Annotated in this window: 10 protein-coding genes; 4 read left to right on the top strand and 6 right to left on the bottom strand. The window is 46.3% G+C overall.

Features of this window, described 5'->3' with window-relative positions:
* Positions 1 to 82 precede the first annotated feature (82 nt).
* A complete protein-coding gene (locus MHI37_RS09750; RefSeq protein ID WP_076337785.1) occupies positions 83 to 2,809 on the top strand; it encodes an alpha-mannosidase in 2,727 nt (908 codons plus the stop codon).
* A gap of 127 nt (positions 2,810 to 2,936) precedes the next feature.
* Here MHI37_RS09750 and MHI37_RS09745 read toward each other — a convergent pair whose 3' ends face one another.
* From MHI37_RS09745 to MHI37_RS09735, 3 genes are all read right to left on the bottom strand, one after another.
* Entirely contained in the window at positions 2,937 to 4,568 is a 1,632-nt protein-coding gene (locus MHI37_RS09745) for a response regulator (protein WP_076337786.1), read from the bottom strand.
* Positions 4,569 to 4,803: 235 nt separating this feature from the next.
* Complete coding sequence (locus MHI37_RS09740; RefSeq protein ID WP_076337787.1) at positions 4,804 to 6,138, bottom strand: DUF445 domain-containing protein; 1,335 nt, start codon at positions 6,136 to 6,138, stop codon at positions 4,804 to 4,806.
* Complete coding sequence (locus MHI37_RS09735) at positions 6,139 to 7,419, bottom strand: DUF445 domain-containing protein (RefSeq protein WP_076337788.1); 1,281 nt, start codon at positions 7,417 to 7,419, stop codon at positions 6,139 to 6,141.
* A 245-nt stretch (positions 7,420 to 7,664) separates the two neighbouring features.
* On the opposite strand from MHI37_RS09735, the gene MHI37_RS09730 reads away from it, so the two are divergent.
* On the top strand, positions 7,665 to 7,859 hold the full coding sequence (locus MHI37_RS09730) for a hypothetical protein (protein WP_076337789.1): 195 nt from the start codon (positions 7,665 to 7,667) through the stop codon (positions 7,857 to 7,859).
* A 22-nt stretch (positions 7,860 to 7,881) separates the two neighbouring features.
* On the opposite strand, the gene MHI37_RS09725 is transcribed toward MHI37_RS09730, so the two are convergent.
* Positions 7,882 to 8,355 (bottom strand): DinB family protein, encoded by a 474-nt coding sequence (locus tag MHI37_RS09725; RefSeq protein WP_076337790.1) that lies wholly within the window; start codon positions 8,353 to 8,355, stop codon positions 7,882 to 7,884.
* A gap of 32 nt (positions 8,356 to 8,387) precedes the next feature.
* Entirely contained in the window at positions 8,388 to 8,993 is a 606-nt protein-coding gene (locus tag MHI37_RS09720; RefSeq protein WP_076337791.1) for a hypothetical protein, read from the bottom strand.
* 567 nt (positions 8,994 to 9,560) lie between these two features.
* Between MHI37_RS09720 and MHI37_RS09715 the strand changes: the two genes are divergently transcribed.
* Positions 9,561 to 9,899, top strand: a complete 339-nt coding sequence (locus MHI37_RS09715) for a potassium channel family protein (RefSeq protein ID WP_076337792.1) — start codon at positions 9,561 to 9,563, stop codon at positions 9,897 to 9,899.
* A gap of 67 nt (positions 9,900 to 9,966) precedes the next feature.
* Here the strand turns inward: MHI37_RS09715 and MHI37_RS09710 are convergent, their stop codons facing one another.
* The gene (locus MHI37_RS09710; protein WP_076337793.1) at positions 9,967 to 12,276 is read right to left on the bottom strand and encodes a glycoside hydrolase family 95 protein; all 2,310 of its coding nucleotides are present in this window, start codon (positions 12,274 to 12,276) and stop codon (positions 9,967 to 9,969) included.
* Positions 12,277 to 12,392: 116 nt separating this feature from the next.
* Between MHI37_RS09710 and MHI37_RS09705 the strand changes: the two genes are divergently transcribed.
* Positions 12,393 to 13,289, top strand: a complete 897-nt coding sequence (locus tag MHI37_RS09705) for an AraC family transcriptional regulator (protein ID WP_076337794.1) — start codon at positions 12,393 to 12,395, stop codon at positions 13,287 to 13,289.
* Positions 13,290 to 13,322: the final 33 nt, after the last annotated feature.

Here is a 13,322-nt window from a genome sequence, read left to right as displayed (position 1 = left end):
TTTCCCTCATTGTGTCGTTTTTGCCGATTCATTACACTTGTTTCGTAATACTTAAACCTTATCATTGAAAAGAGGGACAACGATGACAACATCGAAAAGGGTGGTGCATGTCATCTCTCACACCCATTGGGATAGAGAGTGGTATATGCCTTACGAAGCCCATCATGTGAAGCTGATAGAGACGATGGACACGCTGCTCGATACGTTCGAGGCCGATCCTGATTTCCGCAGCTTTTATCTCGATGGACAAACGATTATTTTAGACGATTATTTGCAGGTCTACCCGGAGAAGCGCGATCAAATCCAAAAGCTTTGCGATGAAGGCAAGCTTTCTCTCGGACCTTGGTATATTTTGCAGGATGAATTTCTTACAAGCAGCGAAGCGAACGTTAGAAATTTGCAGATCGGTCACCGGGATGCAAAAAAGTTCGGCCCCATCTCGAAGCTAGGTTACTTCCCAGATTCATTTGGCAATATGGGGCAAGCTGCTCAGCTTCTTAGACAAGCTGGCATCGACACCGCTGTATTCGGAAGAGGCGTGAAGGCAACGGGCTTCAACAATCGTGTTGAGGACTCGTCCAGCCTTGAATCCCCTTACTCTGAGCTCATTTGGGAGTCACCTGACGGCTCCCGCGTTTTAGGCATCCTATTCGCCAATTGGTACAACAACGGTATGGAGGTTCCCGTAGATCCCGAGAGCGCCAAGTCTTACTGGGAGCACCGCCTTGCACGCGCTGAACAATATGCCTCCACCTCACAGCTGCTCCTTATGAACGGCTGTGATCATCAGCCGATTCAGACGAATTTATCTGAGGCCCTTCGTGTAGCTCGGGAGCTCTTTCCAGACTACAGCTTTGTTCACTCGAACTTTGATGACTACGTTAAGGCAGTTCAAGCTGAACAGTCCGCCAAGCTCAGCTTAACGGTAGGAGAGCTTCGCGGTCAGCAAACAGATGGCTGGTACTCGCTAGTCAATACGGCTTCCGCCCGCGTCTATATTAAACAGCTGAACCAACAAAATCAGACGCTGCTGGAGAAGGTTGCCGAGCCAATTGCTGCGATCGCACATCAGCTTGGCAAGCCATATCCGCATGGTCTCCTGCAATATGCATGGAAAACATTAATGCAAAATCATCCGCATGACAGCATCTGCGGCTGCAGCGTCGATGAGGTTTACCATGAGATGCAATCTCGCTTCGCAAAAAGTATGGAAGTGGGCAAAGCTTTAATAGCCGATAGTACAGCTTTCATTAGCTCTAAAATCAAAACTAGCGGCTTCGCAGCATTCAGTGAATCAGCAGCGCCTTTCGTCGTCTTTAATACGAGCGGCTATGAAGGCTCATCGGTAATCACAACCGATATTGAATGGTCGCATCGCTTCTTCAATCAAAGCGAGGACCCTGTAGAAATAACTGAGATCGTAGCAAAGCGGACTCATGCGAGCGGCTATCTGCTGAGTGCAAATGGAGTTCGCATCGACTGCACCGTTCAGGACTTAGGCGTACGCTTCGGCTATGAGCTCCCTAAGGATAAGTTCCGTCAGCCTTATATGGCGCGTGCTTTGCGCCTTACCTTCGAGACCGGAGCCTTGCCTTCTATGGGCTACAGCACCTTCGCCTGGATTCCAAGCCAAGAAAATGACAATCAGTCAAGCCATAACGAAAATTCCTTAATGTCCGGTGATCTGACAATGGAAAACCGTCATCTCAAATTGACGCTGCAAGAGGATGGAAGCATGGTCCTATTTGATAAGAACAGCGGCCAGCTATTCACTGATCTCGGTCACTATGAGAACGTCGGCGATATTGGCAATGAATATATTTTCAAACAGCCCGAGGGTGACTTGCCGATTTCAACGAAAGGCAGCAGGCCAGAGATTCGGATTGTTGAAAATACCTCTTACCGCGCAGCCTTTGAAATTGTACACCGGCTGATGATTCCAGCTAGCGCAGATGACTTGCTCGCCGAAGAAATAAATACGATGCTTGAGTTCCGGCAGCGAAAAGCTGGCAGAGCAGAGTCCCTTGCTCCGCTGGTCATTGTGACACGGGTCAGCCTTGAGCGCGAGGGTAAAGGCGTACACGTCCATGCACGTATTGAAAACCAGTCCACAGATCATAGACTGCGCGTATTGCTGCCTACTGATGTTGCTGCAGCAACCCACTTTGCCGACTCCATCTTCGAGGTTGCCGAGCGCCAAAACACACCTTCGAATGAATGGAAAAACCCGAGCAATTGTCAGCATATGCAGGCTTTCATCGACGTGCATGCCGAGCACAGAGGCTTAACTGTCGCAGGCAAAGGCTTAAACGAGTACGAAGTGCTGCTTGACGGAAGAAACTCAATAGCAGTTACTCTATTACGCTCAGTAGGCGAGCTCGGCGACTGGGGGGTATTCCACACGCCAGAAGCACAGTGTCTAGGCACGAATGAAGCCGAATGGATGATTATTCCATACAGCGGTACGAAGGATCGCTTCGACGCTTACCGCCAAGCCTATCGCTTCCCGATCCCGTTTACGACTGTCGGCACCAGCTTGCATGATGGAGAGCTCACGCCTTCAAATGATTTTTTGCAATGGAAAGGCAAGCAGCTTGCCTTCTCCAGTCTTAAAGTTAATGAGGAGCGCGGAGACTGTATGGCACGTTGGTACAATTTGTCCGAAGCAGAGACCAGTCTTGCCATTCATCCGAATACGGCTTCACATCCTTATGTAAGCAATATAATGGAGGATCATAGCTCCGAGCATGTCGAAAACACCGTTCACGTCGAAGGCTATAAAATTGTAACGATCGGTTTAACTACTTAATCTAAATCAACAAACCAATAACGAATAACACAAAGAGGCAGCATCCTAAGGTATTCTATGATTACCTTGGAATCTGCCTCTTCCTGCATCGTGCTGGATGATCTGGTTGTTTGCGCGAATAAGCAGCTTACTCCTCTGCAATACCTCGTTGCCTGCGGTATTCCTTAGGCGTGCAGCCCACTTGTTTTTTGAATAGCTTGGAGAAATGCACAGGGTCCTTGTATCCTACCTGAAACGATATTTGATACACCTTGTATTTAATATCACCCAGCATTTCCTTTGCTTTCATAATACGTATTTCTGTTAAATATTCCAAAAAGGTTTTGCGCTTCTCTTTCTTGAACAGCTTGCTTAGCCATACCGGTGTCACATGTACAGCCATCGCTACACTTTGAAGCGTCAAGCTCTCCGCGTAATCCCGCTGCAATATTTTCTCCGCTTCAAATACAATTTGGCTGGGCGTTGCAGACAGCTTACGGAAATCAGCGGCAATCGCATGAAGAAAAATCTCAGTCTGCTCGCGAAGCGACTGCAGTGTATCATATTGCTCTAGCTGCTCCCACACGGCAATCGGATTGCTGCCCCAATTTTTATTCGGAATGCCGGCAGCGGCGGATCTGCGGAATACTTCAAACAGCCATTCAAAAATCTTTTGCTGAATGTCACGCAGCTGACTTAAGCGCCAGCCTTGAACCATCTCCACGAACCGATCCATCGCAGCTGTTATCTCCTCATCCGATCCATATTTGACGAGATCGAGTACCTCCTCCGGCTCTCCAAGCGACAATTCAGTACTATCCCCTTCATAAAAGTGACCCTGCTCTGTAAATAAGCGATTTCCGCCATAAACGGCCTTCTGCTCCAGCACATTGATCGCTTCTGCGAACATCTCATTCAAATTTTCATAGGTACAAGGTGTCGATCTCATTCCCGCACTGGCCTTCACCTTTACAAAATCATTTATTCTCTGTATGCACAGCTGTGCCATGCCGCTGCAAAGCTCCGCCTGATCGGTCTGACCACAGCTCAAAATGACTACCCAGCGGTTGCTGCTGTCCATGCAAAGCGCGTAAGGATAAGGATATTCCTCCTCCAGCGTCTGATTCACAACATTGCCAATGCCAAACAGCACCAGATCCCTTTCTCTAATGTTCCGATTCTCAATCGCCTTCAGGTCATCAGCTTCAACCACCACTAACACCATATGCTGATCAGCTATCCATTCCAAATTCAACGTCTGAAGACGGTGGCGCCTTCTCGCTTCACGGTAGGGATCATATTCCTGCTCAACCATTTCGCGAAGCAGCTCCTCGCGCATTTTCGGTATCGCAAATCTTACTTGATTAATAAGCTGCTGTTCATTATGCTCGTCCATTCTTTTTTTGTGAATATGGTCTACTGTTTTACGAACGATTTGATTCAGCTCTTCCAAATTAATCGGCTTCAAAATATAATCCAATACGCCAATTTGCATAGCCTGCTTGACCAATTCAAAATCATCATAGCCGCTAACCACGATAGACTCTGGCTTGTAATCCTCTACAGCAAGCAAAGAACGCAAAAATTCGAGCCCTGACATTCGATTCATTTTAATATCCGTTACAATAAGGTCCGGTCGTTGATCAAGCGCAATCTTTAAGGCCGTATCTCCGTCATCAGCTACCAGCACCTCGTTAATTCCATAGGTGTCCCAAGGAAAGCGGTTACGCAAACCTTCTCGGATTTCAAATTCATCATCCACTATTAGTGCACGCAGCATCCTCTCACCTCACCCCTCTTGCCTATTATGCCATTAGCTTTGTTTCAATCATTTGCTTACCTTCATAGTACCTGACTGAATTTTGGATTGCACGGGGGCAAAAGCAAACTTTATGGTTCTATTATAAATTAAGGTGAACGGCTATCGCCGTCCTTATGGTAGGGGCGCGTTTCATTCCGGAGAAATATAGAGAAAGCCTTCACCATTAGCAATGCTAATGTGTGAAGGCCATTTGCTACAGTAAATTCAAGATCGGTTCGTATACCCCGTATAATAAAAGGTAGAAGGCTGCGCCGAGTGCAGCACCGATGTAGGCTCCATTCAACCGAATGCGCTGTAGATCGGTCTCGACCTTGCTTTCTATGAAATGCACCAGCTTCTGCTCGGTAAAGCTCTCGAGCGTCTTTCGGACGATGACTCCAATGATCGCATGCTCTGTCTCGATCATTTTGCGAACAAATTTCTGGGCATACTGCTCCAGCCAGCCCTTCGTTTCCTCATTGCTTTTGAACCATTCCCAATAAGACATGACAAATTGATTGATGAGCTGCTTAATATCCGCTTTATTCACGGAATGCTGACCTTGCACAGCAAGCTCCAAGCCTGTATCCTTCGTTAATAGCTGCTTTAAGCTGCCCATTAATGCTTCTATGGAAGGCAGCAATGATATTTTCTCAACCATCTCATCACGCCACTCATTCACGGTCGCAATGACGTCCTCGCGATATTCCAAATGATCAGCAAGCTGATACACCATGTCCTCCAGCAGTACACGAAGCTCATGCTTAGGGTTTCGCAAATCGTTAATCAACGATTGCAAATCGTGAAACAACGCTTCTGCTGCATCGTCAAGATTAAGTGAATTCGTTGATTCCGCAATTTCTACGGCCACCTTTTTGAGCCACTTGGAGAAAACACTCCCCTCACTGACGAACTTCTCTTTTTCTTTCCCCAGCAAATCCCGAATGACGACCTTCATCTGCTCATCCGAGGCGCGAACAGCCGCAAATTCGACTACCATGTCAAGCCAGCTTTGAAAGCTGCCCTTATCCATCACCCATCTAAGCCCCTTGCCAGCGTAAGGAGAGAAGTTCACCTTGCCAAGTCCTCTGCGAGCCTGTTCATCTAAAGTAACCGATAGTCCTTTAATATCCAGCTTGGCGAGCAGACCCGAAATCAACGTCCAGCCTTGCTCTGCAAGCATGCCGCCGGGACGACGATCAACCCAGGAAATCGCTACTTCTACAAGGGAAATCCGCTTCACCTTTTCCTTTAACAAATCCTGGCTGAGCAGCTGCTGCTCCACCATGCTAGCAACACCTTCGATCAGCTTATCCCGATTTTTCGGAACAATCGCGGTATGTGGAATCCATTTCCAGCCGAACGGATGTCGAAACAGCACCGTTACAGCAAATAAATCAGCGAGTGCGCCTACCAGCCCCGCCTCAGTCGTGTAGAGCAGCATTCTGGTCCACCATTGGTCCGGAAAAACATAGACGCAGCAGGCGGCGACAACGAACAAAACAGCTAACAATATTAAGCTGCGGTTTGCTTTTTTTCTCATTGCCATTTATGCTTGCCCCCCGATCCAGAAGGTCGCCAGATGCAGTACAACTCCGATAAGCGCTCCAACTCCGATACCGTTTATTCGAATATACTGCAGGTCACGTCCTGCTTTCTCTTTCACCAGCTCAGTAAGCTCCTCCACAGAGAAGCTGGTAAGCTTCTCTGATACCATATTGCCTATATAGGAATGCTTTTGCTCCAGCCATTTCAGCAACGTCGTTTTCACATATTGATCCAGCTTAGAGAGCAGCTCTGCATTATCCGCCAGATAGCTTATGCCCTCATGCACCTTTTCTTGGATCCACGGATAGCGCGCAAGCTTTCCTTCAGCATTTGCTGCCGCAGCGCGACGCAATGACTCCAGCCCTCGCTGTATATAAACGTCCAGCCTGATATCCGTCTTTACAGCTGTCAAAAGACTAGTCTTGCCTGCCTCAATTCGGGAACGCAGCTGCTCGTCAGTATGCAGTCTGACAACAAATTCCGTAATAAAAGCTTTGAGCTCCTTTCGCTGCGGATGCTCCTTGGAATGAAATTTTTGCAAATAGGATACGATCCATGTCTGCAATCTGCCGCTAATATTCGCGGACTCTAGACCCGCTGTAAAATCGATTAATTTCCGTCTGAATTTATCCCCCTCATAGGAACGTATCGCAGAATTCACGATTTGTTCAACGACGGTGCCAAATGGCGCAGACTTCACAATTTTAATAAGCTCAGGAATAATAAATTCGATGACTCTGTCATCGTAGCCATTCTTAATGGTCCAATCTCCAACATCTGCTGCAATATCTGCAACGGGAATGGAATCGGCGTGCTCCAGCAAAAAGGTTTGTACGGTTGCAGCAAGCTCCTGCAAATCAATCGTCGTAATCACATCATCCGCCAGCTGCTGCAAAATGTCGTTTACACCGGCTTCGCCGCCATGCTGCTTTAAATAAGCAACTAGAACATCGGCGATATTATATTCATCCAGTCGTTCTTTAATGTTCGGGATGGTCAGCAATTCATTTTGCACCATTTGGACAAGCTCGCCAATCAAGCGCTCCCGATTGCGGGCTATGATGTTCGTTCCCATCCAAACGGGCCATTTGATCTGCAAAGGATTGCCGAACAAAGCGCTTACCGCGAAGGAATCCGCTAGTCCGCCTATTGTCGCTGCACTAAAAAGGGAGAAAAAAAGCCCTCCGACAAAATTCTCGTGAAAAGGAAAGGCAATAAATATTCCAATAGCTGAGAACAGCAGCGCTAAATCCGCTTTTTTCTTGATGCTGAACTTATTCATACTCATGCTCCATTCCTGATGATCATTACTATGCAATTATCCCATAAATAGGGGGTGTGAAACAATGGAGAGGAGTAATTACGGTACAGATAAGAGAAATGGATGCATTTGATTGGAGGAAATGTTATGCAGGCCGATAGAACAAGGGGTTTAATGTCGTTGTTAATATATGTAATTTATGGGATAATGGTCAGTATTCTACCTTAAGAGTGTAAGCGTTGATAATAGAGGATGGAGTGAATATCATGGGAATGATCAAAAGCTTTGCACTTGTAGTCGTGAACTTATTCGGTGATTTATGGCTAGGAATGGGCAGAAAGCCGGAATTTTATGATACACATACGAATACGAAAACAAGAGCAGGTTATGTCTTCTTTGTTGCATTTGCTGCTCTTTTAGCCATAGGGGCGGTTACGCTGCTGTTTTTGAGAATGTATTAAAAAGAAGATAAATACCACCTCTTTACAAAGAGGTCGATTTATATTGTTCTCCTAAGCATTGCTTCGCTATGTAGAAAATCTGCCCCATATGCTCAGAGTAATGAGCCGCACACTGATGCAGCATATCCAAATTTGTTCTTTCGTGATTCCTCACCTGCTGCTTCTGTTCCATCATTTCGTCGGTCATATGTCTAATCGTATCTAGGACAAGCTGCATTCCTGATTCTATAATCATCTGCAGCTCCAGCTTACTCCTATACGTTTGATTAAGCTCAGCCTCACGATTCCGCTGTACCTCCTGATGCAAAATCCCGCTCGCGATTCTTTGCTGAATATTGCCTTCTATATGTTTAATAAGTGTAGAGATGCTGTGACTTGCTTCATTCGGTCTCCAGTTCAGCTGTTCATCATCAAGCTGATCCACCGCTTTAAGTATCCTTCTTCGTATTTCCTCGAACTTATGCAGCAGCCACTCTTTATTAAAGCTTTCATTCATTCTGTAAACTTCCTCCCCCGTATCGATTTAGATTAATTAGAACTAACCCAATACCAATTTTCTCTCATTTTCTTTATTTCATGATAATCCCCATTAAAATAATCATTCGTTGGTTTTTGATCCGTGGGTGAATAAATAAAGCCTGCAAAATGATCAAGGACACCACGATAGGTGAAGAAGAACACTCTATTGTCTGTTGCTTCTATCATTATACCCCCTCCGCCTTTGGAGAGGTGCTGATATTCGTCAGGCAATTGGATCAATGATTCATTATAAGTAACATTTGGATTTATTTTTCCAGATTCAATTAACCGAATGACTTTCTCTCTTTCTTCTAAATGTTTGGAGAAGTCAACCTGTATAACGACTTGATTAAATGGAAAAAAGAAATAAAGCAGCAAGGCAGCAATATGAATGGCGAATGGCTTCCAAGTTTTATTTATGATACGGATAACAAGTGACATTATCATCGTAGCAACAAAAATAACGAATACAACTAGCCAAACCAAGGGCATAAGGAAAGGTGTTACCCAATCAACTAAAGTCCATTGGAAGCAGGCAAGAAATATCAAAAGCAAGCTGCTCATAAGCGGCAGCAGTAAGAAAATCAATGATGATGCTTCACTTTTTCTAACCATAACATGTCTACTTCCCATTCCTATGACTTCTACACTGCACTTTTTGCAATCAAACCTGCTGATGATTACGTTCAATCCGCGCAGAGTGTAGTTATTACAATAGATTCACGCCGTTTGAGCTAAAATAGACCGAAAAGGCTCGAATCTACTGTATCTTGTGCAGCGTAGCCCAGTAATCCCGGCATTTTCACACAATCTATTGTACAAAGTACACTACTTTTTGCTTCCTAGGGATAGAAGGGGCATTATAAATGGCTTTTGCGAGAAGGACTAAGCAGCAATAATCCCATAAGCATACCAATCCATTGAGCAAGGATGGCACTTCATCTTCCATTGACAGCGCAATCGCTCCTCCTTCATATCAACTCGTTTTGGCGATTTTTTTCCCACCTTTTCACAATAGTAGACGCGTTATACATCATAATGGTTTCGTAAGCTGATATGCTTAGCCAAATTTTATTGATCTTTTTTATATGTAATGGGATACTATATAGCGGTAAACAGCGACAATTGCCTGTCTTTAAACAGACTTATGAGTGCTGAAAACGAAAGGAACGACTCCGAACGATGATATCCTTTTTACTAACGTTAAAGCGATTGTTAAGCGGCTTGTGGAAAGCCTTCAAGATGAAAAACTTCCAAGCTATTTTTGTATTAGTATTAGTGATATTGCTGTCCGGCACCATCTTCTATGTCAAGCAGGAAGGGCTGTCCATTATCGATGCTCTGTACTTTTGCGTTACTACCTTAAGTACGGTGGGGCACCCAACCTTTGAACCCCAGACATCGCTTGGAAAAGTATTTACGATGCTCTACATTATCGTCGGCACAGGGCTGTTTCTCGCTATGATTGGGCATATCGCCTACGCACTGATCAAATCGCCAGACAACGATGACAAGAAGTAGACTAATCGGACTCCAAAAATAGAGATGCAATCATACGAGCATGATTGCATCCCTATCTTGAACGACATTATTCTCTAGCAATAAGCACATACTCGCTTCCAGCTGTCACAGACCATACGATCAACCCGTCTATACATTGAACGTCCTGAACTTCAAGTCCATCCTTCAACACATGCAGCGCACAGCTCGTTTGCACCACACAACGATTCGCTGCGCTTACACGAATTCGAGCTTCAACAAGCTTGCCATTTGCCCAGCTCATATCAACCTCATAGCCGCCTCTAGCACGCAGGCCTGTAATTTCTCCCTCAGGCCAAGCAGCAGGCAGCGCTGGCAGCAAATGAATACTTCCCGCATGACACTGCAGCAGCATTTCCGTGATCCCAGCGGCTCCGCCGAAGTTGCCGTCAATTTGGAACGGCGGATGATTATCGAACAAATTGGGCAGTGTGGAATGACTTAGCAATGCCTGTACATTCTCATATGCCTTCTCGCCGTCTTCAAGCCTTGCCCAAAAGTTAATAATCCAAGCTCGGCTCCACCCGGTATGACCGCCGCCATTCGCCAGCCTGCGCTCAAGCGTTACTCTCGAAGCAGCCGCCCACTCTGGCGTTCCTCTTACCGTAAATCGCTTCCCTGGATGCAGAGCGAACAAATGCGAAATATGGCGATGTCCTGGCTCCGCTTCCTCATAATCGTCCATCCATTCCTGAATTTGACCGTGCTTGCCGATCGCAGGCTCTGGCAAACGATCTCTTAGCTGTTCCCATTGCTGGTACTCCGAATCATCGAGACTGAGCGCTTTCGCAGCCTCCGCACAGGCAGTGAACAATTCGTACAATATTTGGCTGTCCATGGAAGCACCGATACATAGCGTACCTGACTCGCCATTTGGCAGGATATACGTATTTTCAGGTGATACGGAAGGATTTGCGACGAGCAAGCCCTCCTTAGTCTCCGTCAGGAAATCGACAAAAAATTGAGCTGACTCCTTTAAGGTTGGATATACCCGTTCAAGAAAAGCGAGATCAAGCCCATATTCATAGTGCTCCCAGAGGTGCAGGCACAGCCATGCAGCACCCATTGTCCAATAGGTGGCAGGCAAATAAAGATCCTGAGGAGCTGTATCGCCCCAAATATCCGTATTATGATGAGCGACAAAACCTCCGCAATCGTACATCGCTTTGGCAGTTGCTCTTCCCGGCTCACGCATGCGCTCAATGAGTTCAAATAAGGGCTCGTGGCATTCAGCTAGATTCCCTGACTCTGCTGGCCAATAGTTCATTTGCGTATTAATATTTATCGTATATTTGCTATCCCATGGCGGCAGCATCTGCTCATTCCATATCCCCTGAAGATTAGCTGGCAGCGAGCCGGGACGACTGCTCGATAGGAGTAAGTAACGGCCATACTGATAATATAACGCCATCAGCCCAGCATCCTCTTGCCCCTCCTTAACAAGCTTCAGTCGCTCGTCTGTAGGCAATTTAGCAACAGATGAGCCAACCGCAGCGGACAAGCGAAGCACCACCCTTTCCGAATATGCAGTAAAGTCTTTAAGATGACGAGTTTTCAGCAGCTCGTAATCCATTAAGGCTGACTCAGCGCCCATTCGAACGGCATACGCCTCTGGATCACGATGACGGAATGAAGTAGCAGCTGTCATCAAAAGAGTTACACTGTCTGCTCCCTCCACTACGAGATGCTCGCCGATAATCGTTACTGATCCGCCATCTACTGCTGCTCGCAGAGCCATTCGAAAATCGGAGCCTCCCGAGCCGCCGCATACTCCGCGCATGACAATCGTACAATCATCCGCTTTCACCAGCTCATCATAGTAACGATTTCGTCCACGCTGCAAACGTGCTGTAAAGCTAATGCTTCCAGGCTTACTAGCAGTCAATCGCGTAACCAGCACCTCATCAGGAAAGCTCGCAAACGACTCGCGGCGATAAGCAATATCCCCTTTGCTGTAGGAAACGGCTGCGATTCCACTGCTCACATCGAGCTCGCGGGAATATGATTCAATCGTGTCATTATCCGCATAGCGAAAAACAAGCTGCAAATCGCCAAGCGGCATATAATGGCGCTGGGTCTCTGGCACACCGGACAATGCCATCACTGACAAGTCATGCGCTTCCTTCAGACGCCCCTCGCTTAAGAGGCTGCGAATTTCTCCGAGGTTCGCCAATGCATCCGGATTGTTGCGATCACGCGGACCACCATACCATACACTGTCCTCATTCAATGCAATACGCTCTTGCTGCGTATCTCCGAATACCATCGCGCCGAGCTTGCCGTTGCCAAGCGGAAGTGCCTCCTCCCATACCGAGGCTGGCTGTTTATACCACAAACGATTTTCAACAGGCAAAGTCATCTCTGAATCTCCTTTTTTATCATCATCAAAGCTATGATTTGTTCAAATAATCTATTACTATAGTAATGATCTACTTTCCTATATTTCAAAAAAACATCGGACGGCGGTGCCCGCAGGTGATTAGAAACAACGAACATAATGCGTTATCCGATTTGCTTCAAACGCTGCAGCTGCAATTGCTCATCGCGCATAAAACGCAAGTTCTACCTACTTGGGGAGAACAAAATTCAGTACCAGAGTATAATAAGCTGTACTTTATTTGTGAGGGCGAAGGTTGGATTCGGATTGGATCTAGCGATTATTATCCGAAACCTGGTCAGCTCTTTCTTACGCCAGCACATACCAAAGTATCCTTCTCCACCATAAATAATCGACCATACTTAAAATACTGGTGCCATTTCAGCATAATGGCTGGTCCCTTAGATCTGTTTCAATGGATAGGGGTTCCGCTATGCCTCAATATTGAAGATTCCCATCGCATGACATGCTTGTTTCAAGAGCTAATCGAATGGCATGAACAGGATTCTATCGTCGCTCGGCTTCGCGAGAAGTCTGTGCTGCTGGAGATCGTCAGCCATTTTCTCGAATCCGTTCCGATCCAAGTGCTTCAGCACCGGACAGAGGAAATGAGCCGCTTAAGCATCATCCAGCAATTCGTGGACAGCCGTCTCCATACGAGCATTAACGTCGAACAAATCGCCGAGGCTGTCCATCTTCATCCCAACTATTTCAGCACCTATTTCAAAAAACATTTCGGCATACCGCCGCTGAAATATGTCAGTCGCAAACGAACAGAGCGTGCCAAACAGCTCTTAACGACAACCTCGCTCAGCATCAAAGAGATTGCCGATCAAGCCGGCTTTAAAGAGACGAATCATTTCACAAAATTTTTTCGAAAAGAAGCCGGCCTTGCTCCGACTGAATATCGTGCTGCCTATACCGAGCAGCATCCTCTTCCAGCTTCTCATTTGATTATAAAAGCGCATTCAACAAATGACGATGGAAGAAACTAAGGTATATGGGTAAAAAACTAAGAGCCTCGAAAT

It is taken from the genome of Paenibacillus sp. FSL H8-0548 (genome assembly GCF_038630985.1).
Lineage (GTDB): Bacteria > Bacillota > Bacilli > Paenibacillales > Paenibacillaceae > Pristimantibacillus.
Note: the sequence above shows the minus strand (reverse complement) of the source record. Positions and strands in the feature narration are given on the sequence as shown.

What these genes read in the sequence shown, in the direction of transcription:
- MHI37_RS09750 (WP_076337785.1), top strand. Translation starts at nt 83, where the DNA reads ATGACAACATCGAAAAGGGTGGTGCATGTCATCTCTCACACCCATTGG.
- MHI37_RS09745 (WP_076337786.1), bottom strand. Translation starts at nt 4,568, where the DNA reads ATGCTGCGTGCACTAATAGTGGATGATGAATTTGAAATCCGAGAAGGT.
- MHI37_RS09740 (WP_076337787.1), bottom strand. Translation starts at nt 6,138, where the DNA reads ATGGCAATGAGAAAAAAAGCAAACCGCAGCTTAATATTGTTAGCTGTT.
- MHI37_RS09735 (WP_076337788.1), bottom strand. Translation starts at nt 7,419, where the DNA reads ATGAATAAGTTCAGCATCAAGAAAAAAGCGGATTTAGCGCTGCTGTTC.
- MHI37_RS09730 (WP_076337789.1), top strand. Translation starts at nt 7,665, where the DNA reads ATGGGAATGATCAAAAGCTTTGCACTTGTAGTCGTGAACTTATTCGGT.
- MHI37_RS09725 (WP_076337790.1), bottom strand. Translation starts at nt 8,355, where the DNA reads ATGAATGAAAGCTTTAATAAAGAGTGGCTGCTGCATAAGTTCGAGGAA.
- MHI37_RS09720 (WP_076337791.1), bottom strand. Translation starts at nt 8,993, where the DNA reads ATGGTTAGAAAAAGTGAAGCATCATCATTGATTTTCTTACTGCTGCCG.
- MHI37_RS09715 (WP_076337792.1), top strand. Translation starts at nt 9,561, where the DNA reads ATGATATCCTTTTTACTAACGTTAAAGCGATTGTTAAGCGGCTTGTGG.
- MHI37_RS09710 (WP_076337793.1), bottom strand. Translation starts at nt 12,276, where the DNA reads ATGACTTTGCCTGTTGAAAATCGTTTGTGGTATAAACAGCCAGCCTCG.